At 57.2% G+C, this 20,433-nt stretch carries 16 protein-coding genes; all 16 read right to left on the bottom strand.

Features of this window, described 5'->3' with window-relative positions; genetic code table 11:
• Positions 1–11: 11 nt before the first annotated feature.
• The 16 genes from QWJ34_RS22355 to QWJ34_RS22280 all read right to left on the bottom strand — a co-directional run bounded on the left by QWJ34_RS22355 (position 12) and on the right by QWJ34_RS22280 (position 20,366).
• Positions 12–1,739: a sensor histidine kinase gene (locus QWJ34_RS22355; RefSeq protein WP_302731312.1), complete on the bottom strand. Its 1,728-nt coding sequence runs from the start codon at positions 1,737–1,739 to the stop codon at positions 12–14.
• A 15-nt stretch (positions 1,740–1,754) separates the two neighbouring features.
• Positions 1,755–2,636: a carbohydrate ABC transporter permease gene (locus QWJ34_RS22350; RefSeq protein ID WP_302731311.1), complete on the bottom strand. Its 882-nt coding sequence runs from the start codon at positions 2,634–2,636 to the stop codon at positions 1,755–1,757.
• 15 nt (positions 2,637–2,651) lie between these two features.
• Positions 2,652–3,542, bottom strand: coding sequence for an ABC transporter permease (locus QWJ34_RS22345; protein WP_302731310.1), 891 nt, complete (start codon positions 3,540–3,542; stop codon positions 2,652–2,654).
• Between the two features lie 5 nt (positions 3,543–3,547).
• A complete protein-coding gene (locus tag QWJ34_RS22340; protein ID WP_302731309.1) occupies positions 3,548–5,221 on the bottom strand; it encodes an extracellular solute-binding protein in 1,674 nt (557 codons plus the stop codon).
• A gap of 96 nt (positions 5,222–5,317) precedes the next feature.
• Entirely contained in the window at positions 5,318–6,901 is a 1,584-nt protein-coding gene (locus tag QWJ34_RS22335; RefSeq protein WP_302731308.1) for a response regulator transcription factor, read from the bottom strand.
• Positions 6,902–7,018: 117 nt separating this feature from the next.
• Positions 7,019–9,472, bottom strand: coding sequence for a glycoside hydrolase family 38 N-terminal domain-containing protein (locus QWJ34_RS22330; RefSeq protein WP_302731307.1), 2,454 nt, complete (start codon positions 9,470–9,472; stop codon positions 7,019–7,021).
• Positions 9,473–9,509: 37 nt separating this feature from the next.
• Positions 9,510–10,448: an ROK family protein gene (locus QWJ34_RS22325; RefSeq protein WP_302731306.1), complete on the bottom strand. Its 939-nt coding sequence runs from the start codon at positions 10,446–10,448 to the stop codon at positions 9,510–9,512.
• 48 nt (positions 10,449–10,496) lie between these two features.
• Positions 10,497–12,257: a class I mannose-6-phosphate isomerase gene (locus tag QWJ34_RS22320; protein WP_302731304.1), complete on the bottom strand. Its 1,761-nt coding sequence runs from the start codon at positions 12,255–12,257 to the stop codon at positions 10,497–10,499.
• 135 nt (positions 12,258–12,392) lie between these two features.
• Positions 12,393–13,175, bottom strand: coding sequence for a DeoR/GlpR family DNA-binding transcription regulator (locus QWJ34_RS22315; protein ID WP_302731302.1), 783 nt, complete (start codon positions 13,173–13,175; stop codon positions 12,393–12,395).
• Between the two features lie 405 nt (positions 13,176–13,580).
• Positions 13,581–14,951, bottom strand: coding sequence for a dihydrolipoyl dehydrogenase family protein (locus QWJ34_RS22310; RefSeq protein WP_302731300.1), 1,371 nt, complete (start codon positions 14,949–14,951; stop codon positions 13,581–13,583).
• 647 nt (positions 14,952–15,598) lie between these two features.
• Positions 15,599–16,585 (bottom strand): aldo/keto reductase, encoded by a 987-nt coding sequence (locus QWJ34_RS22305; RefSeq protein ID WP_302731298.1) that lies wholly within the window; start codon positions 16,583–16,585, stop codon positions 15,599–15,601.
• 39 nt (positions 16,586–16,624) lie between these two features.
• Positions 16,625–17,044: a hypothetical protein gene (locus QWJ34_RS22300; protein ID WP_302731296.1), complete on the bottom strand. Its 420-nt coding sequence runs from the start codon at positions 17,042–17,044 to the stop codon at positions 16,625–16,627.
• 40 nt (positions 17,045–17,084) lie between these two features.
• The gene (locus tag QWJ34_RS22295) at positions 17,085–17,492 is read right to left on the bottom strand and encodes a hypothetical protein (protein WP_302731294.1); all 408 of its coding nucleotides are present in this window, start codon (positions 17,490–17,492) and stop codon (positions 17,085–17,087) included.
• Entirely contained in the window at positions 17,492–18,304 is an 813-nt protein-coding gene (locus QWJ34_RS22290; RefSeq protein ID WP_302731292.1) for a class I SAM-dependent methyltransferase, read from the bottom strand. Before QWJ34_RS22290 ends, QWJ34_RS22295 begins: the two co-directional genes overlap by 1 nt.
• Positions 18,305–18,386: 82 nt before the next feature.
• Complete coding sequence (locus QWJ34_RS22285) at positions 18,387–19,400, bottom strand: bifunctional glycosyltransferase family 2/GtrA family protein (RefSeq protein ID WP_302731290.1); 1,014 nt, start codon at positions 19,398–19,400, stop codon at positions 18,387–18,389.
• A gap of 3 nt (positions 19,401–19,403) precedes the next feature.
• Positions 19,404–20,366 carry a phosphodiester glycosidase family protein gene (locus QWJ34_RS22280; protein ID WP_302731288.1) on the bottom strand — a complete coding sequence of 321 codons (963 nt, stop codon included), beginning with the start codon at positions 20,364–20,366 and terminating at the stop codon, positions 19,404–19,406.
• Between the last annotated feature and the right edge of the window lie 67 nt (positions 20,367–20,433).

Below are 20,433 nucleotides of genomic sequence, written 5' to 3'. Positions count from 1 at the left end.
CTGCGAAGCCGCTATTGCGAAGCGGGCAGGGTAACCGTGACTTTGGTCCACTCTCCCGGCCGACCGGTTATCGAGATGCCGTACGGTTCCCCGTACTGAATCCGAATCCGCTCCTGGACGTTGCGCAGGCCGTAGCCTTTGGACTGCTTGACCAGGATTTCTTCTTCCATGCCGGGCTCGATGCCCGGGCCGTTGTCTTCGACCGTGAACGCAAGCACGCCGCGCGCGCTGTCGATATGTCCCCCGATCTTCAGCCGTCCCCGTCCGCTTCTTTTCTGGTCGATGCCGTGTTCGATCGCATTCTCGACGATCGGCTGGAGCACCAGCTTGATCATCTCCATCTCCCGGATTTCGTCGTCGATCTCGTATTCCGCGTCGAAATTGTAGTCGTGCATAATCAGCTGCATCTCCAGATAGGACTCGGTGTTCAGCAGTTCGTCCTTGACCGGGATCCGGTCGCGGCCGCGGTTCAGCGTCGTGCGGTAGAACGAAGACAGGATGCCGGCTACCCGGCTGATCTCTTCTTCGCCCGCTTCGACCGCTTTCCAGTTGATAACCGACAACGAGTTATACAAGAAATGCGGATTGATCTGCGCCTGGAGCGCCCGCAGTTCCGCTTCGCGCTGCGTAATCGTGCTTTTGTACCCTTCTTCGATCAGCCGGTTGAGACTGGCGAGCATCTTGACGAAGCGGTATTCCAGTTCCCCGATCTCGTCGCCGGCCCGCACTTTCAAATCGACGGCAAGCATTCCTTCTTCGACCAGCTTCATTTTGCGGTTCAACCGCTGAATCCTTCTGACGAAGATGCGGCTGAACAGCGAAATAATCAGCAGCAGCACGGCCAGGCCGATCCCTTCGATAACGAGCGTCGTGCGCACGATCCGCCACGGACTGACGGTCAGCGCGTCGGCCGGCACGATCAGCGAAAGGGTCCAGTCCGCTTCCCGCATCCCGCGGTTCAACCGGACGTCGGCGGGCCGTTCGCGCAGTACGGACAGATCCGCTCCGTTTGCGCGCTTCGGCTTCTCCGCCCGGTACACCACGTTGTCCTGCCGGTCGGTAATCGCGATCTCCGCTCCGTCGATTCCCTCCAGATTTAGCGAATCCGGCAGGAAACCCGGCACCAGTTCCACAACCACCAGATTCCTTTTGTCCACATGCAGGTCCCCGAATATGCGCCGCACGCCGAATACCCGGCCGTTTTCGATATGCCATTCGGTATCCAGCGTCTCCATTGCTTCGCGGTACCAGTCTTCGTTCTCCACCAGGGAGATCGGACGGATCGAATTCACGCGCTCGGTCAGATTGTTCTCGGTATAGATGACGATCCGCTCGATGTCGCTGTTCAGGAATGAAGCCGTGTTGAGCAGCGGGTCCACCGTTTCTTTCAAATCGGCGTACATGGCGTAATAACTTTCGTAATCCTCGTTGAAAATATGCGAAAAGTTCGGGTTGTAGCTAATCAGCTCGATCGCGGAGTTGAAGCGCTGGAGCTTGTAGCTTAAACTGTCGTCGATCTTGTTCAGGTTGTCCTGCAGCACCGCTTCGGCCTGCCGGAGCTGGAGCTTCTCGGACTGCTGATAGGAGTAGACGCCGAGGATCGCAAACGGAACCAGCACGACCGCGAGGTACGAAATAAACAGTTTGTGCCGCAGCTTCATCGAACCGATCCTGCTTTTAAGCAGCTGTATTCCCGGCATTCCTTTGCGGACACCGCGGCTTTTCGCATGCAGCGTCATCGGCGCACCTCTCTCCTATTCCTTCACCGCCCCGAGCACGATCCCGCTGACGAAATACTTTTGCAGAAACGGATAAATCAGCAGAATCGGCACCATGGATACCATGACCTTGGCGGAGTTGAGCAGCTGGCTGGACATATTGGTCAACCGCCGGATTTCTTCGGGGTCGGTCGTATTCATAATCGAGTTTACACTGATAATCAGCTGTTGGATATACGTTTGCAGCGGCCAGTTTTCTTTGTGCTGCATCAGGATCATTCCGTCGAAGAACGCGTTCCAGTGTCCCACGATCGAGAACAGCGTGACGGTCGCAAGCGACGGCAGCGAGATGGGCAGGAATACGACGAACAGCGTTTTCCAAGGTCCCGCTCCGTCGATATTGGCCGCTTCCTCCAGTTCTTTGGGAATGCCGCGGAAAAAGTTCATCAGCAGGATGACGTTGAAGATCGGCACGGCCGTCGGCAGCACCAGCGCCCAGATCGTATCCAGCATGCCGAGCGAATAGATGGTCATATACCACGGAATCAGGCCGCCGCTGAACAGCATGCAGAAGATCACGAACCACATGTACACGCTGCGCCCCGGAAACAGCCTGGACGGTTTGGACAGCGGATAAGCCATCAGCACGGTAATAATAAAGTTGATTGCCCCGCCGAGCAGCACCCGTTTGATCGACACGCCGAAAGAAACAAAGAAGTCGCGGTCGCTGAGGATGGACTCGTAGGCGCTCAGATTGAATTCGACGGGCCAGAAAAAGACCTGTCCGGACATCGCCGGTATCTTGCCGCTGAACGAGATTGCCAGCGTATTGATAATCGGCGCGATCGAAACAAAAGCGACCAGGCTCAAAATCGCGTAAATCGTCCAATCGACAAACCGGTTCGTTCCGCGGATCATACGAATTCACTTCCTTTAAAAGATTCGATAATTGGCGAAACGGGCGGCAAGCGAGTACGAAACGGCGATCAGCAGGAAGCTGACCACGGATTTGAGCAGGCCCACGGCTGTCGCTAGACCGTATTGAACTTCCTGGAGGCCGGCGCGGTACACATACGTATCGATAATATCGCCCGACTGGTACACGATCGGATTGTACAAATTGAGAATCTGCTCGAAGCCGGCGTTGAGCACGTTGCCCAGGCTCAGCGTCGCCAGCAGGATAATCGTCGGCAGCAGTCCCGGAATCGTGATATAGATCAGCCGCTGGAACCGGTTCGCCCCGTCGATCGCCGCCGCTTCGTACAGATGCGGATTGATCCCGGTCAGGGCGGCGATATAAATGATGGTGTTAAATCCGAATTCTTTCCATACGTCGCTTGCGACCAGCACGCCCCGGAACCAGGAATTGCTTTGCAGGAAGAGGATCGGCTCTCCGCCCAGCAGTTGCACGATCTGGTTGACGATTCCTTCCAGGCTGAGCATATTGATCAGGATGCCCGACAGAATGACCCACGACATAAAATGCGGCAGATACACGACCGTCTGGACGATCCGCTTGAATTTGAGATGGATGACTTCGTGCAGCAGCAGGGCGAATACAAACGGGACCACCATGCCGAACACGATTTTGAGCGAAGCGATAATCATCGTATTGACGAAGATAAGCCGGCTGTCCGGCAGCGCGAACATATACTCGAAGTTTTCCCAGCCCACCCATTGCGAGCGGAAAATCCCGAGCGTCGGCTGAAAGTCCTGGAATGCAATCACGATCCCGAACATCGGGACGACGCTGAACAAAAGCAGCAGGACAATGCCGGGAAGCAGCATCAGATGATAATGACGGATAAAAGCCCAGTTTCTCATTGCATCTACCGGTTCTTCACGGCTTCGGCGACTTCTTTGGAAACCGCGTCGCCGCCGATCGATTTCCAGGTGGTCACGAACTTGTCGAACTCGTCCAGCGGCGAAGTGCCGGTGATAATCTTCAGGAACGTTTCGTTCTCCAGCTTGTCCAGGTTCGAGCCGCGTTTGAGCATCGTGTCGGTGTTGCCGTAGAAGACCGGTTCGACTTTGTTCAGCTCTTTGGCTCCGGTTACGGCCGCGGCGGTATAATAAGCCAGCGAATCCGCGTAAGCGGCGGCATCCTGCTTCGGATTCTCTGCGTTCTTCAGCACCGATTCCACACGCGGCAGAATCCGTTCCGGCAGGCCGCTCGTATCTTTGTCTTTCAGTACTTTTTCGTAGATCGGAATGTCTCTCGCCAGGGAATCCTGGTAATCCAATTGAAGATTCAGCGGATAGTTCAGCCAGCCTACGCCCAGGCCTTTGTACAATTCCTGCGCGGCCGGATCGAGCAGGCGGATGCCTTCGTATTCCGTATTCAGGATTTTGATCACGGCTTCCGGATTCTTCATCTCTTTGTTGACCACAAGGAACGAACCGGACGGCACGGACGGCACGATGTTGCGTTTGCCCGCATCGTCGAGCGGCACGGCCAGCGGCACCCAATCGGCGTTCGGATCGGTCTTGACCGCGTCGGACATCGCCCAGCCGGCGAACCAGGGCGCGAACAGGATGCCCGCGCGTCCGCTCGATACCAGGCCGGCGTTGTCTTCCCATTTGCGGGTCAGGAATTCTTTGTCGATCAGGCCGGCCGCGTACATGTCGCGCAGCACGCCGAGCGCCTGCTTGGTTTCCGGCGTGGTGGACCCGTATACGATATTGCCGCTCTCATCCTGGAACCAGCTTTTCGGATACGAGTGATACGCGTTGAACACCGGGTCGAAAGTGAAAAATCCGCCGTCGCCGACCACCGTCGTATCCCCGAGCAGGCCGAGCGTATCGGCTTTTCCGTTGCCGTCCGGGTCCTGCTCGACGAAAGCCTGCACGACGCTTTTGACGTCGTCCATCGTTTTCGGCGTTTCGAGTTTCAACTTGTCAAGCCAGTCTTTGCGAATCCACAGCAGCTGGTAGTTGCCGTCGATATTCGTGTTGGGGAGCGCGTACAATTTCCCGTCGATCCGGCCGGTGTTGAGCACGCGGTCGTCGGTATAAGAAGCGTAATATTCTTTAATCAGCGGGGAAGCGTACTTGTCGTAAACGTCCGTCAGGTCGGCGAGCATATTCGCTTTGGCCAGACGCTGGAACTGCTGCTCGTCCACGACCATTACATCGGGAATCTTGTTGCTGACGATCGCCAGCGTGACTTTCTGGTTGTAGGCGTCCAGATCCTCGATCGAGAAATCGTAGTTGATATCCACATTGAGCCGGTCTTCCACATATTTCAGGTATTGATTGTTTTCCAGCGTATCGCCGCCGGGCAGATTGTTGCCGGATACGCCCTGCCGTCCGAGCGTAAGCGACACGGTGTCCTCGTACTTCGCGAACGGACCGTCGTCCGCCGGCGCGTTCGCCGGAGTGGTCTGCGCGGAATCGGTTCCTTCTTTGTCGGTGCCGGCCGCCGGGCTTCCGCCGCCGCTGCATGCCGCTGTGCCGAGCAGCACTCCCGAACAAAGCAAAGCCAGCCATTTCTTTCTGTTCATGCTGTACCCTCCCCTTATCGATTAGGTTGCATAACGATCATAACAGCCGAATGTAAGCGCTCTCCATCCCAAATATTTAGGATTCGAATCGAAATTTTACGAACTTATTTCCCGGTACTTCGCAGGCGTGACCCCGTAATACTGACGGAACGACTGAATAAAATAATTCGCGCTCCGGTAGCCCATTTTCCCGCCGATATCGACCACTTTCATATGGGTATGCTTGAGCAGCTCGGCCGCTTTCTCCAGCCGGGTCTGCGTAATATAGCGAATCAGGCTTTGACCGGTTTCTTTTTTGAACAAATAGCTCAAATAACTCGGCGACAAATACACCTGCTCGGCGATTCCTTCGAGAGACAGGTCCTGGTCGTAATGTTCCTGCACCAGCTGCCGGATGCGCTCGATGGTCCGGTGCGCGGAGTCGGGTTTGGCGGGGGAGCTGCCGTAATCGGCCGAATCGGCAGGCTCGGCGGGTTCCATGTTTGCCATCGTATCGAACAATTCAAACATCAGGGTTTTGAGGTCGTTAAGAGAAGAAGAGCGGGAGATCCGTTCCAGATAATCGCGGATAACGGGCAGCGCGTTTTTGCGTTCGCGGGACAGCATTTTATTCATGATATCCGAGCACAGAAATTTGATGTACAGGCTGGAAGTGCGCTCTTTCGTTTTCAGGGAGGCAAACAGCAGTTCAAGCCCGTATTTGGCGCCGCGAATATCGCGGTAGTTCAAATACTGGTCAATCTTCTCGAGGATCACATCCAGTTCGACTTCGCCGACGGACGTTTCGGTAAAATGTTCTTCGGCAAACAAGACGCCGTGATCGTCGAGAAAAAACTTGAATTCGAGCAGACGCTCCAGGTCGGCGTAAACCTCGTGCACATGCTCCCACCCTTCCGAGGGAGCGCCCACGATCACGCTCGCTTCCCGACCGAATCGCTCCAACAGACTCGAACGAAGGCTTTCGGCCAGCGTTCTCAGCGCGGCTTTCGGCAGCGGAGCGGACTGGCGGACAAACAGCAGGCTTTGATTCTCGTTCAGATTCAAATAATCGAACGGAAGATCAAGCCTGTCGCGCAGCATGGAGAAGACTTCGTCGTTGTGGAGATCGAAGAACGGCCCTGCGCAGTCCGCCAGCAGCAGATGGACAAACTCCGCGCCGGAAGCAAAAGCCCGCGCCACGCGCGAAGATTCGCGGCCGGGCGGCCCGGTCCCGTTGACGGCGTCCAGCAGCATTTTCTCGCGTTCGTACGCCATCCCCCGCCGATAGCCTTCCAGCAGTTCCCGTTCCCGCTCGCGATCGGCTTCTTTCTTCTCGCACGTCTGCACCGCCTGCCGCACCGCGGCCAGAAATTCCGGCACCTGGATCGGCTTCAGCAGATAGTTGGACACGTTGGTGCGGATCGCTCTTCGGGCATATTCGAATTCGTTAAACGCGCTGTACAGGATCAGTTCGATCTCCGGCTTCTCGCGCTTGAGCGCTTCGGCCAGCTCCAGACCGTCCATAAAAGGCATCTTGATATCCGTAATCACGATATCCACCCGCCGGTTCCGTACGATAGCCAGAGCGGCTTCGCCGTTTTCGGCGGTCAAAGTTTCCAGTTCCAGCTCGCTTCTGCGGATCAGGTTCCGCATGCCTTCGCGTTCGATGCGCTCGTCGTCGACGATCAGGATACAATGCATGGAAGGTCTCCTTTCCGACCCGCAAAAGCGCAAAAAGGGCTTCGCCTTCTCCCCGGGGAGAACCCGCCCTTCCTGCGCCCTGCCGATCTGTCGTTTGTTCGTTAGACGCCTAACCGCTTATAAGCTGCGGAATGCGACGGTGCCCGTATTTACGCTGCGGTTGGCGCGAAACGCGGATTCCGCCTCGCCGAACTCTTCGCCCCACTGGAGCGTATACCTGAACTCGTAGAATCCGCCCAGCGTCGCTTTGAAATTCGTTTCCCAGTAGTTCGTCAGCGCCCAGGCGTACAGCGAAGGACGCTCTTCTTCGGTCTGCTGGCCGTGGACCTTACGCTGTCCGAATTCCAGCGGCCCGGTCTGGATCAGCGGCGTATCCGGCGTGGCAAGGGCCAATCCGCCGCCTTCGCCGACCAGCGCCAGCCCGTCCTGGATACAATAGAAGTCCGTCAGCGTGCCCGGAATCTGGTCGATGCCCGGACGTACTCCCGCTCCCGCTTTGTCGAGCCAGAGCCGGCCGCCGTCACCGGCTGCGAACGGCAGGGAAATATACACATTCTCCGGTTCCCAAACGCTGTTCTTGTGCATGCGCACGGCTGCGTCGACGCGCGGCTGTCCGCCGAATACTTTTAGAAACAAGGAATAGTGGCTCATGCCTTCGGTCAGGTATGTCAATTCCACCACCGCGTACAAAGAACCGTTCGCGATTTCTTTGACCCCGACCAGCGTTCCCGCGGAGCGGCGCACGTTCATGCCTTTGCGGTTGCGGCCCATGATTCGGCGGACCGTCATCTGGTCGCCGTGCTCGGGCTGCGTCACTTCGTACACCGGCGTGAACGCTCCGTGCTCCTGCCCGAAATCGATCATTTCCCTGGACGTCCGCTTGTCGATCCAGGACACGATGCCTTCTCCCCGCCGCCAGGCGATGCGCACATGTTCGGACTCGATGCCGTTTGCCGTAACGAAGATTCCGTTTCCGCTCTCGTCTTCAACGGGCGCAATCAGGTCCCGGATATCGTGCACGCGGTCGGCGCCGATCAAGCAGGTACTGCTGGTCGTGCGGCCGGCCGCCGGTTTCGAAGCGCCGCGGATCGTATAACTTTTCTCTTCGCCCGCTTCAAGTTCCGCGACGATCGCGATCTGGTAGCCCCGGCTGACCCGCTCCTGCTGATGCGGCACGATCTGTCCGGTCCGTTCTTCCACGACTTCCAGGCCGCCGCGGAAATAATCCGCTTCCCACTGCTCTTCCAGATAGAAAAAAGCCAGGTCTTTCACCGGGTAATCGAACGAATTCAGCACTTTGTAAGTGAAATCCCGTCCGGCCCGCAGCAGAGCGTCGCCGCGTCCTTCCAGCACTTTGTCGAGCGCCCGGTACGCCAGGCGGCTCGCGCCGGCGGCATACGCTTCTTTGCGGACCGCCAGTTCCTGCACCATCGGGTGCCACGGCTCGGAGATCGAAGAATGATAGCCCCAGGTATGCTCGGCGTACATCATCAGCTGCTGCTCCGCTTCCTTGATTTCTTCGGGCGCGATACTGCCCCGATCCGCATCGAGCCGCTTGACTAGCGACAGGGTGCGCTGCGCGCCCCGGAAGATCTGCGTGTGCATGGCGGTGGAGGCCACGCCGTCCGACCACCAGTCCGGCCAATCGCCTTTGTAAACCGGGATCTCGACGTCCTGCTGCCGCAGCATATCGAAGTAGCGGTTCAGCGTCGTCATCTCGATCTCGACCGTATCGCCGTGCTTGGCGTTCCATTCCTTGATAAAGCTCATCACGCGCCCGTTCGGCGCCGCGTTGTCACGCAGCAGCCCCATTACGTTGACCAGCACGAAATCGTACGGATAGCCTTCCTTGTCGAGCTGTTCCAGATAGCGCGCGATCCGCGTCTCCGCCATCGTCCAGTGGTCTTCGGCGATGCCCCAGACGTAGTTCTCGTCCCGGATGGTATAAGACAGCATCCCGTCGAGATTGATGCCCAGGTCGTTGCCCATCATGTAATGCTCGCCGCTCCAGACCAGCAGCCGGCTGCCGCCGGGCGTTTCCCAGTAAAACGGAAACTGCTTGCGCCCGATCGCATACATCCCGTGATGCGTATGGATACTGCTCAGCAGATTCTCGATCCCCGCGTCGGCCAGCGCCTGCGAATAGCCCCAGCTGTAGCCGTTGACGTCCGCCGTCATCGCCGAGCGCACTTTGAGCCCGAGCAGTTCGGCGAATTTCCCGGCTCTGGACGCCATTTCCCGCAGCAGCTCGTATCCGGCCAGCTCCGTCATGTTCAAGTACGTGCCCGACAGCTCGATATCGCCCCGCCGCAGCGCGTCCTCGAAGCGTTTCTTTTCTGCGTCGGTCGCGCCTTTCAGAAACTGCTCGACGGCCCAGAACGTTTCGCACGTCCATTTGAAGCCTTCCCATTCGGGATGTTCTTCGGTGCGCGACGCTTCGCAAATCGCTACAGCCTGCCTGATAAAGTCGACGTGATACTGCTCGATCTTCTCCTGCCGTTCCGTATACCCGATATCGGTGTGAGAATGATGGATCACATAAATCTTCCACTTGCTTCTTCCGGTTTGCATCGCGACTTTCCTCCAATTCAATGGATAGGATGATTGGTTATCGGCCGTACGTGTCGTTCACCCGGCTATAGATGCCCCGCAGCGTGCCGAGCAGCGTATCGGAGCTGACTTCGATATTGGCGGCAAGCCCCGCGGCCGCCGCTTCCGCTTCGAAAGCAGGCGCAAACAAATGCGCGCTTTTGGAGATCTGGCCGCCCAGTACGACGACTTCGGGCCGGAATTTCAGCAGCGAAGGCGTCAGGATAAGCGCCATTCGCCGGCCGAACCGTTCGAACAACAGCCGCGCTTTTTCCTCGCCCGACTCCGCAAGGCCGGCGAGTTCCCGTACATCGAGACGCCGCGCGTCCAGACCGAGTTCTTCGGCCAACGCCAGAACGCCTCTGCGGGATATGTAATCGTCGGCGATGCCGTTTTCATACGGAACGGTGTACAGCCAGCCTTCGTCCGGCGCATCTTCCCGATGCTTGACCAGCCGACCCTGTTCCAGAAAGCAGGAGCCCAGGCCGGTCCCGATCGTCAGGCAGACCGCTCTGCGCGCGCTTTCCGCCGCTCCGCCGGCAGCGGATTCCCCAAGGCCGAACAGCGCCGCGTCGTTCTCGAACACGATGCGAAAGCGCGGCGCAAGCCGGGCTTTCGTCCGCTCGTTCGCGCGCAGCTCCCGCTCCAGCAGTTCTCCTACCGCAAGCCCGTACAGGGCGTCGAACTTGCCCAGCCCGCGGATGCGGCTGACGCCCGCTTCATAGTCGAACGGTCCGGGAAAAGCGAGGCCGAGGCCGTCGGCGGCGGCATCGGGCCCGGCTTTGTCCAGCGTGTCGACGAAGATCCCGGCGAAGCGTGCGATGATATCGTCCGCCGCCAGATCGGCCCGGGATTCGTAATACCCGATCGTATCTTCGCGAACCGCTCCGCCGACAACCGCGGCCGCTTTGATCTGCGTTCCTCCGACATCGAAAGCGACAATCAATGACGATGACATCTGCGGCGCCTCCTTTTTGCATGGGACCGATTTGAATAAAACCCAAAGTTACGCGCGAACATAAGCTTTGATCGTGCCCACCGCTTTGCCTTCGCTCGGACCGCTCGGACGAACGGTATAGGACGCGACGGAAGCCGGCACGATAAACGTCTCGGCGTACCGGACGACAAACGGCTCGAACGCGCTGTCCGGACTTTCCACGGTGATTTCTTCGCCTTCGATCAGATTGAGCATGTGAACGCTTCCATTCTGTTCGTGCATCGTGGCTTCGGAGAACCAGTGCCGCCGCGTCTCGATAAACTCAAGCGCGTGCAGTCCCGTTTTTTCTTCCGACCAGCCTTCGCCTTCCGCCACGGGTTCGATGACGTTTACGCATTCCTCCCGCACTTTCTCCGTCGTCCGGTCCCAGCGAATCACGTTGGCTCCGTGCTCCACATGCACCGGGCGCGGCCTGCCATCCAGCCCCAGGCGGTCCCAATCCCACAGTTTGAAAGTGAAAATATAAGGCGTCGCGCTGATCTCCAGCACCATGCAGCCGGCCGAAGAACAGTGCACCGTACCGGCGGGAATCAGGAAATGGTCGTGTTTGTTCGCCGGGTAAGCCTCGATATACCGTTCCGCCGGGAACGTGTAACCGCCTTCCTGCGCCCTGCGCAGATCGTCCAGCATGTCTTCGGGAACGGTTTCTTCGCGAAGCCCCAGATAGACTTTCGCTTCGGGATCGGCTTCCAGGATGTAATAGCTCTCGTCCTGGGTATACGTCATGCCGAAGCGGTCGCGCATATATTCGGTCGTCGGATGGACCTGCAAACTCAGATTCTGGCCGCCGATCGTGTCCAGGAAGTCGAAGCGGATCGGAAACTCGGCGCCGAACCGCGCATAGACTTTCTCGCCGAGCAGCGGGATCGACCGGAAAAACACCAGGTTGATCGCCGGCAGCTCCAATCGGACTTCCCCGTAGCGGAAATACAGGCTGTTCTCCTCCGGCACGCCGTCGAATCCCCACGCATACGGATGCTCCCGCTTCGGCAGCCCGATATGTTCTTCCAGCCAGCGGCCTCCCCATACACCGGGATCGAAGTAAGGCACCAGGCGAAACGGCCGCTTGGAAGTCTGGGTCATGCCGTCAAGCAGCGCCCGGCCGGTGACCATGTTCGGCGAGTCGGCAGCGACCGTATCCAGATAGTAATCAACCTTGTCCAGCAGTCTTTTTTTCAACCGGTCCGCCATGCGCCATTCGAAAAAGAAGCCCCGTTTGTACAGCCGCAGGATATCGCTTTCCGGATGCTGCGCGCGCCAACTGCCGATTTCTCCGCTGCGGTAGCGCTGCTGGATCTCCCATCTCGTCAGGTCGGCGTATACGAGTATGTCGCCCTGCGCGATCAGCGAAGCCCCGAACCCTACTACAAACACAACGCCTTCCTTTACCTCCTGTACGTTTTGACGCAGAGCTTCAAGTTTCTCCGGTTCGTAAAATTCCGCGATATCGAAAGCGGACATATACCCGAATACGCGGTCGTCCGTCAGATAACGTCCGATTTTCCGATCCGTCTGTTCGGGAGTCAGCGCGGCGTCCTCGGCCTGCACGATCGTGATCGATCCTGCAGGCTCGAACGCGCGCCGCAGTCCGGCGACGATCTCGCTCTGCCGGACTCCCGGGTAACATTCCAGCACCACAACGGTTGCGTTTCGCTGCAACCGACCGACGGACAAAGACAGTTCCCGGCTTATTTGTTCGTATCCCGTCCAGGCTTCGTCATCTCGTCCCCGAATGGCGATAAAAGGTTCTTTATCGTAGCCTGGTGACATTGAATTCAACAGCTCCTTTACGTTGGTTTATCACAATATAACACAAATTAACACAAACGAACATATAAATGCGCAGATAGACAAAAAAATTAGGGCGCGCCTTAAAACTCCGAGAAGGAAGTTTTGAGGCGTACCCTAAACGATATGGAGTTCCACTCCGCTTTCTTCGATGACCGCGCGATTCTCGCGGCTTAGCCCCTGGTCGGTAACCAGCATGTTTATATCCTGCAGGGAAGCCACCGGCGACAGGAAACGCTGGCCGAACTTCGAGGAATCGAGCAGCATCACGACTTTGCGGGCGGAGCGGATCATCATTTTCTTCACCTGGGTATCCAGCAGATTGGGATCGGTGAATCCCGCTTCCGGCGTGAAACCGAGCGCGGACAGAAACAGCGTATCGGCATGGTAGCGGGCAAAAAAGTTCTCGGCTTCCGGACCGACGAGCGTGCCCGACTTCTCCCGCAGGATGCCCCCGCTGCTGATCAGGGTACGCCTGGCATTGGCATAAGGACGAAACAGGTTGAAGGTATCCATGCCGTTGGTCAGCAGCGTCAGTTCTTCGACATGATCCAGATGCTCGGCCATGCGCGAGACGGTCGTCCCGTTCTCCAGCGCGACGGTGTCTCCGCTGCGGACGAAATGCCGGGCGGCGTAAGCGGCCAGACGGCCTTTGATCGCCCGGTTGCTCGCTTCTTTGTCCGGGATTGCCGGTTCTTTGCGTTCGATCTGCGTTTGTTCGCCCTGATAAACGGCTCCGCCGTGGGAACGCCGGATTACGTTCTCGCGCTGAAGCATATTCAGGTCGCGGCGGATGGTCATCTCGGACACGCCGAAGCGCAGGCTAAGTTCTTTGAGTGTAGCGGCTCCTTTATCGGCCAGATAGGCGATAAGTTCTTGTTTTCGTTGCAGCGGCAGCATGTACGGGCACCTCGCTTTTTTCTTATTCTAACATAAACGAACAGAAAAAAGCGGTCTTGTTGGACCGCTTCTGGAGTGTTGGGTAAGTCCTGTTCGTTAAACAGCCTATAAAGGCTGCGAGAGAAATTCGTTCCGGTCGCGTGTTGAAATTGGGAAGAGGGATTAGATTTATGCGGAATCTTCCCAATTTCAAAGGCGAACACTCTCGTTCCTTCACTGAATTTCTCTCTCCGCTTATTGGCTTTTTATTAAACCGAACTTTCTTGACACCCAAGCAGCCTGTCAATTCCGCTTTTTTCTCAAAGGCGGCGGGAAGACTGCTTTCGCTTACTCACTTTGCTCCAGCTTCAAGGACTGCAAACTCAACCTCAACGGCTGCTGTTTCAATGACTAAAGATTGAGCGGTTACAGCTCAAGCAAATACTGAATATCGCTCGCTTCGGTCGGGTAGGCGAACAGGGTGTCGCTCAATTGTTCGGCTTTGAGGCCGTGGCGCATGGCGATGGTGAAGTAATTGATCAGGTGTTCGGCTTCGCCGTTCAGCACGTGCGCGCCGAGGATGGTGCCGTCGGATGCGTCCAGGATCACTTTTGCCATACTTGGACGGTCGTTAGAACGTTTATAGGTGTACCAGTCCGACATGTCGGAGAAATTGACTTTGATGTTCTTTCCGCTCTCCCGCGCCTGCTGTTCGGTCATGCCGACGGAGGCGAGCATGGGATACGTGAATACGATCGAAGGCGTCGCGGTATAGTTGGGCGTCGCGCTTCCTTCTTTGAGCAGATTGGCGGCTACGGCTTTGGCTTCCAGACCGGCGATCGGGGTCAGCGGAAGGCCGGGGGAACCGGAGACGTCGCCCGCGGCGTAAACGTCGGGGTTGCTGAGACTGCGCAGATGGTCGTCGACTTTGATACCTTTTTTATCCGCGTCCACGCCGCCTTTTTGCAAATCCAGTTCGTCGATATTCGGAACCCGTCCCGCGCCGTGCACGGCGGCTCCGCATTCGATCCGCAGCGGACGGCCGTTTTCTTCGACTTCCAGCACATAGCCGTTTCCGGTCCGGGCGATACTTTTCGTTTCCGTGTTCAGATGAAAAATAACGCCGGTCTCCTTCAAAGCTTCCGTCAGCGCCTCGACCAGATCGGGATCGAAGTTCTTGAGCGGTTTGTCGTTGTTATGGACCAGATGCACTTCGGAGCCGGCTTCGGCCGCGATATGCGCGAACTCGTACGAGATATAGCCTCCGCCGATCAATACGATCTTCTCCGGCAGAATCTCCAGGTCCAGAAAGTCGTCGCTGCGCAGCAGCAGTTCTTCGCCCTGAATCGACAGCGGAGCCGGTTTGGCGCCGGTCGCGATCAGGACTTTGCCGCCGGTCAGGGTATGCTCGCCCACTTGAATGCTTTGTCTGCCCGCGAACGAAGCCGTTCCGTGAAAATAGCGGATGTCTTCTTTCTCGAACTTCTCCTCCGTCGATTCCGGAATGCCGCGTGTAAACGTATTCTTAAAAGCCATCAGTTCGGCCCAATCGATTGCATTCTCGCTTTTGATTCCTTTGCCTTTGAGGTTCCGGCTGCGCGCGATGATCTCGGCCGCTCCGGCCAGCACGCGCTTGGGGTCGCAGCCGCGCTGCGAACAGGTACCGCCGAACGGACGCGGGTCGACGATCGCCACGCTCCAGCCTTCTTTGCGGCAGGCGCTGGCGACGCTTTGTCCCGCGCTGCCGGTCCCGAGTACGATCAGATCGAAATTCAAGTCGGTATTGTTGGATGTCATCTGGGATTCCCCGCTCTCTTATGCAGTATATAGAAGCACGCAGAACGTTCCGTTTGCCGGGCCGCCTGCTTACGTGTTCTATTACCCGCTTCGGCGGGCTGCTAATAAGCGGCTTATGTAACCTGAATCCCACACGGACGAAACTCAAATTCAAGTCCAGGTTCAGGTCAAATCCAGTCTAATGCAAAAATCCACTTCGTTTTATAGACAGAGACGATAAATCGAAAACAAAGCGCGAAAATCCATCTTATTCCCGGTTCGAAGGCCGAAAAAGCGCCGAAAACAAAAATATAGTGGATATTGGCACCAGATCGCTATTTTTAGGGAGCAGAGCGGAGAACGAAGTGGATATTTGCAGTTTATTTGGTTTAGAGCGGTTGGAGATGCGTTTCGGCAAATTTGAAGACGCATTCCGTAGTACGGTTTCAACGAGTTCGCTCTGCGTAATAGGGTTTCAATCGATTTTATCTGTGTAACAGGGTTTCACTGGATTTCGCTTCGCTATTTTTCGGTTATTTTTTGATTTTATTATTGTGAATTTTTCATGTGTTGAATTTATTTTTTTTAGAAAGATAAGCTTGTAAAAAAAGCCCTGTCCGCTGCCGCGGGCAAGGCTTCTCCATTCCCAACTTCAATCACCGATTGGCTCAAAGCGAAATCTTGGTCAGCGTAAAGCTTCCGTCTTTCGAGAAATCGCGGTACGGGCTCGGCACGATCTCGTCCACCGCGCGCAGTTCTTCGTCCGTCAGCTCGATATCCAGCGCTTTCAGATTGTCTTCGAGCTGCCGCTCGTTGCGGATGCCGACGATCGGGATCATGTCGCCTCTGCGCATCAGCCAGGCCAGCGAGAATTGGCTCAGCGCCACTCCCCTGGCTTCCGCCAACTGCGCGAGCCGTTCCACCGTTTCCAGTCTGGCCCGGTTCGCCGGCTTGTCCAGATCGAGCGCTTCTCCGCGCGAGTTCTGCGGCAGCGGCTGTCCCTGGCGGTATTTGCCGGACAGCCAGCCGCCGGCGAGCGGCGAGTACGCCAGCGTCGCGATGCCGTGGCGTTCGGCGGCCGGGATAATCTCCTGCTCGCTGTATCGCTCCAACAAACTGTAGTTGAGCTGGTTGGTGACGAACCGTTCCAGATTCATCTTCTCGCTTGTCCAGAGCGATTCGATCATGCGCCACGCTTCGAAGTTCGAGCAGCCGATGTAGCGGACTTTGCCCTGCCGGACCAGATCGTCGAGCGCCCGCAGCGTTTCGTCGATCGGCGTATTCGGATCGGGACGATGCACCTGATACAGATCGATATAATCGGTGCCGAGGTGCTTGAGACTGGCTTCGACCTGGCGCATGATACGGTGCCGGCTCGCCCCTTCCCCATTAGGTCCTTCCGCCGTGCGGACTTTGAACTTGGTGGCGAGAACGACCTGTTCGCGCTTGTGTTTCACGGCTTTGCCGATGATTTCTTCGCTCGTCCCTTTGCCGTATGTATCCGCCGTATCGAGGAAAGTAATGCCCGCGTCCAGAATCCGATCCAGAATCGCAAGCGAGCTTTTCTCGTCCATATCCCAATCGCCGTACGTCATCGTGCCGAGACATAAACGCGAGACTTGAAGTCCGGCTCTGCCAAGATAAACGTGTTCCATGCCGCTATCACTCTCCCGAAGTCGTTTTATGAAGCCGCTTTATCTATTCAATCCTACCGCTTCCCGCACATGCTGCCAACCTTCGCTGTCGCGAATTTCCGTTTCCGCGCCGTCCCCGTTAATCCAAACGATCCGTTCGGGCGCTTTATCGAGGCTTTTTCCGCTGACGACCAGCTTGTGCCCGCCACCGAGTTCGTATTGACGAATATAGAGTCCGGAGCCAATGTCTTCAAAAGGATAGTCGCGGAACGTGTCCCAGCTTAACGCGGCGCCGGACGATGCAACCGCTTTCGTTGTTACCGCCGAAGAAAGGGTCGACTCCGTTTCCGGCGGCGCGTCTGATTCTTCTTGGTCGCAGGCGGACAAAACGAGTACCGTTCCGAGCAGCAGCCCGGCGAACGGGATAGATTTGCAATTGGCTCTGCGGCCGGTCCGGGACTCCGTACGAATCATCTTCATTGCCATCCGCTCCTTTTCCATCATCGTTTTCTGCCGGTCGTTAACGCTTCAGTATAAAACGCGGCGGCGCTCCCGCCGACTGTTCCGCTTCGAAGTAAGCCAGGCTGCTGCCGCAGACGATGATCGACGGCATGCCGGCTCCATATACAAGGCGAACGGCTTCATCCAATCCCAGCGAGCGCCCGTCGATCCCTTCCAAATAAGACAAACAGTAGACGGACTCCGCCGCTCCGAGTTTCTTCAACTGCCCGATAATCCATGTCGCATGTACGTCGTGCTTGTTTAATTCGTTCCTATATTCTTCGATCAGGATGTCGGCATAGTTATGGGAAAAGCGGCTCATCGCCGCTTTGCGTTTATTGGGAGAACCCAGTTCGAACAGCAGACGCTCCCGTATTCTTTTGCGGCAAAATTGCCGGACAAACCGTTCTTCGATTGCGGTGTCCACTATTTTCGCCGTCCGATATACAGCAAGTGCGACGACGTTCCCAGAATATACGGGCTTTCCGATACCTGGATCACCCGCCGCATCACGGCTGCAAACTCTTCTTCGCCGCGGCCGCGCCAGTAGTCCCACTGCTCGGCGTCCATCGAACCGGCCAAGCTGGCGGAGGCGATCAGTTTGACGCTTTCGAAGCCCTGCTCTTCCATAAACGGCCGGATATCGTCGATATCGAAATAATAAGCGCCGGTAAAACGTCCTTCGTCTTCATGCTCGAACGCGCCGGTATCCAGCATTTTATCCAATCCGGCGGCGGTATGATTCGGTTTCCAGTTCAGCGGCCGCTCCAGCGACGTGCGCAGAAAAGCCGTTCTCGGCATAAAAGCGACGAATACGATTCCGCCCGGCTTCGTTACCCGATGCAGCTCGCCCACCGCCTGACGGCGATCGCGCTCCTCCTGCAAATGATACAGCGGACCGAGCATCAGCGCGGCGTCGAAATTCTCGTCCGGCAGACCGCTCAAGTCCCGCGCGTCCAGCGCATGGAAACCGTCGAATCGCTCCCGCACGCCTTCTTCTTCCGCTTTGCGCTCCGCCGTTTCCACCAGGCGGGGCGTGAGGTCGGCCAGCGTAACCCGGTAGCCGGCCTTCGCCAGCTCGACGGAATACTTGCCGGGTCCCGCGCCGTTATCGAGGATTCGTCCGCTTTCCGGCAGATTGCCGCGAATATGGTGCATGTTCACGAGATATTCCAGCGGTTCGCGGTCGAGCCGGCCCCATTCGTCGTATGCGCTGTAGTAGTCGATTAACTGCTTCATCTGCTCGTCCTCCTCCGCCTGAAACAGCTGCTATTGCATGATTATAAACCGATTATATCCTAAAAGCTGGAGAGTGGATAGTTTAGTACACAAACCGCCGCTGCGCCCAGAAGCTGAACACGAAGATCGAAGCCTCGGTCAGGAGTTTGGCGATCACGAGCGGGATAATCAAGGTTTCGTTATAAAAGTAAAGCAGGCCGTAATTCATCATCAGCACCAACGCGACGAGCGAAAAATACTTGGGCAGCGAGCGCCGGATTTTGGAGGACTCTGTGCCGCCGAAGACGTATTTGCGGTTGACCGAGTAGTTGAACACGGAGCTGCACAGCCGGGCGAGCACAACCGACAGGAACAGATTGTTCGTCAAAGCCTGGAACACAAACAGCAGGGTAAAATCGATCAGCGCCGAAGCGGCGGAAGAAGCGCCAAAAGTCAGAATCGGCAGGTAAATCCGGAACGAATCGATCAGCGGGCGGAAGTGCGACGACTTGTTTTCTTCCAGATACACCGTCTCGATAAACACTTCGCTGATCGGATACCCTTCCCTGCGCGCCGTCAGCAGCATATTCATCTCGTACTCGAACCGGTCGCCGGGAATACTGCACAGCCAGTCCAGCATGGAATACGAGAAGCCGCGCAGCCCGGTCTGGGTATCGTGCACTTTGCTGCCGGTCGCGACGGCGAACACGCCGCGGGTGACACTGTTGCCGAAGCGGCTGCGCAGCGGCACTTTTCCGCTGAATTTGCGGCTGCCGAGCACGATTCCGGCTTCCTGCCGGTTGCGGATCGCCAGCACGACCCGCTGGATATCGCGCGGCAGATGCTGGCCGTCGCTGTCCGCGCAGACGATCGGTTCGAATACGCCGGACTGCTTGATATGGCGGAAGCCCGTTTTGAGCGCGCGGCCTTTGCCCAGATTGACTTCGTGCGTCAGCACGGTGCATCCGTACGCTTCGGCCGTTTCGAACAAGCCCCGGTAAGCCGGTCCGCTGCCGTCGTCCACGACGACGATCGGTCCGAGGCCGTATTTTTGCAGCTCGACGATCAGGTTCAGCAGACGCACGTCGGGTTCGTAGGAAGGAATCAGAATAGTCATGGCTTAATCCCCCTCGCCGACGTACAGAATATCGCTGACGCCGCGTTCTTTGTTTTCGCCCTGCGGATTGTTGACGACCCGGCCCATAAAATACATCGTCGAGGAGCCGCCGCCGTCGAGATTGTACGCTTCGGTCGCACCGAGGTCTTTCATCACGTTCGCGAGTTCGGTCAGCGTCATGCCGCGGCTGTCGCTCGAACGGCCGTCGACGACGACGAATACGTAATGATTGGCGGAGATCATCCCGATCGCCGTTCGCGGATTGGCGTCCTGGATCGAACGGTTGCCGAAGTTTTTGTTGATGCTCACGCTGCTGAAGTCGCCGGCGATCTCGCCGCCCTGCACCAGGATCGGGCCGAAAGACAGCGTATTGAGCGCGCCGTCGGCCAGCAGCTCGGAAGAGGAAACTTCCGTTTCATCGTAGGTCTTCATCGTGCCGTCGCTCATCAGCGCCATGGCGTCGCGGGTCGGCTCGTCGCGGTACAGCGTACCGTTGCGAATAATGACGCCGTCGTCGCGGAAGCCGTAGTAATCGCCGTTGATTGCGAGAATCGCGCCCGCGTTCGAAGCGATATCCGACGTGGTGTCGGTAATGTTGGTACCGAAGCTGTTATTCGCCAGCGCCGACTTCAAATCGGTCGCGTTCTGGAGCACGACATCGGCGACGTAGTACGTGACCTGGTCCGAACCGGAGCCGGTCACGACCTGTTTGATATTAATATCCACATCGTCGCTGCTGTAGCTCCAATCGTCGGACGTGGCGTTCGCTTCGGCCGCGGCGGTTTGCACGTCCACGGTGCTTGTCGTCGCGCTGTCCGCCACCGCTACCTGCACATGCGGGATCAGGTAGCGGTTCGCCAGGCTGTACAGGATCGACCCGACCGCCAGCAGCACGACCAGAACGATAATCAGCCACCTGCGCTTGAATGTATGTTTGCGTTTAATCGGTTCGTCGGCTCTCATCATGGAAGCTCACCTCTTCGTGTTCGTTAGTTTGGGTTGAGTTGGTTTCGATGAGCTTATGATAAGAGCG

Source organism: Saccharibacillus sp. CPCC 101409, assembly GCF_030518235.1.
Classification (GTDB): Bacteria; Bacillota; Bacilli; order Paenibacillales; family Paenibacillaceae; genus Saccharibacillus.
Note: the sequence above shows the minus strand (reverse complement) of the source record. Positions and strands in the feature narration are given on the sequence as shown.

Bases quoted from the DNA above. Each gene is read 5' to 3' on its own strand.
- QWJ34_RS22355 (WP_302731312.1), bottom strand. From the start codon at position 1,739: ATGACGCTGCATGCGAAAAGCCGCGGTGTCCGCAAAGGAATGCCGGGA.
- QWJ34_RS22350 (WP_302731311.1), bottom strand. From the start codon at position 2,636: ATGATCCGCGGAACGAACCGGTTTGTCGATTGGACGATTTACGCGATT.
- QWJ34_RS22345 (WP_302731310.1), bottom strand. From the start codon at position 3,542: ATGAGAAACTGGGCTTTTATCCGTCATTATCATCTGATGCTGCTTCCC.
- QWJ34_RS22340 (WP_302731309.1), bottom strand. From the start codon at position 5,221: ATGAACAGAAAGAAATGGCTGGCTTTGCTTTGTTCGGGAGTGCTGCTC.
- QWJ34_RS22335 (WP_302731308.1), bottom strand. From the start codon at position 6,901: ATGCATTGTATCCTGATCGTCGACGACGAGCGCATCGAACGCGAAGGC.
- QWJ34_RS22330 (WP_302731307.1), bottom strand. From the start codon at position 9,472: ATGCAAACCGGAAGAAGCAAGTGGAAGATTTATGTGATCCATCATTCT.
- QWJ34_RS22325 (WP_302731306.1), bottom strand. From the start codon at position 10,448: ATGTCATCGTCATTGATTGTCGCTTTCGATGTCGGAGGAACGCAGATC.
- QWJ34_RS22320 (WP_302731304.1), bottom strand. From the start codon at position 12,257: ATGTCACCAGGCTACGATAAAGAACCTTTTATCGCCATTCGGGGACGA.
- QWJ34_RS22315 (WP_302731302.1), bottom strand. From the start codon at position 13,175: ATGCTGCCGCTGCAACGAAAACAAGAACTTATCGCCTATCTGGCCGAT.
- QWJ34_RS22310 (WP_302731300.1), bottom strand. From the start codon at position 14,951: ATGACATCCAACAATACCGACTTGAATTTCGATCTGATCGTACTCGGG.
- QWJ34_RS22305 (WP_302731298.1), bottom strand. From the start codon at position 16,585: ATGGAACACGTTTATCTTGGCAGAGCCGGACTTCAAGTCTCGCGTTTA.
- QWJ34_RS22300 (WP_302731296.1), bottom strand. From the start codon at position 17,044: ATGAAGATGATTCGTACGGAGTCCCGGACCGGCCGCAGAGCCAATTGC.
- QWJ34_RS22290 (WP_302731292.1), bottom strand. From the start codon at position 18,304: ATGAAGCAGTTAATCGACTACTACAGCGCATACGACGAATGGGGCCGG.
- QWJ34_RS22285 (WP_302731290.1), bottom strand. From the start codon at position 19,400: ATGACTATTCTGATTCCTTCCTACGAACCCGACGTGCGTCTGCTGAAC.
- QWJ34_RS22280 (WP_302731288.1), bottom strand. From the start codon at position 20,366: ATGATGAGAGCCGACGAACCGATTAAACGCAAACATACATTCAAGCGC.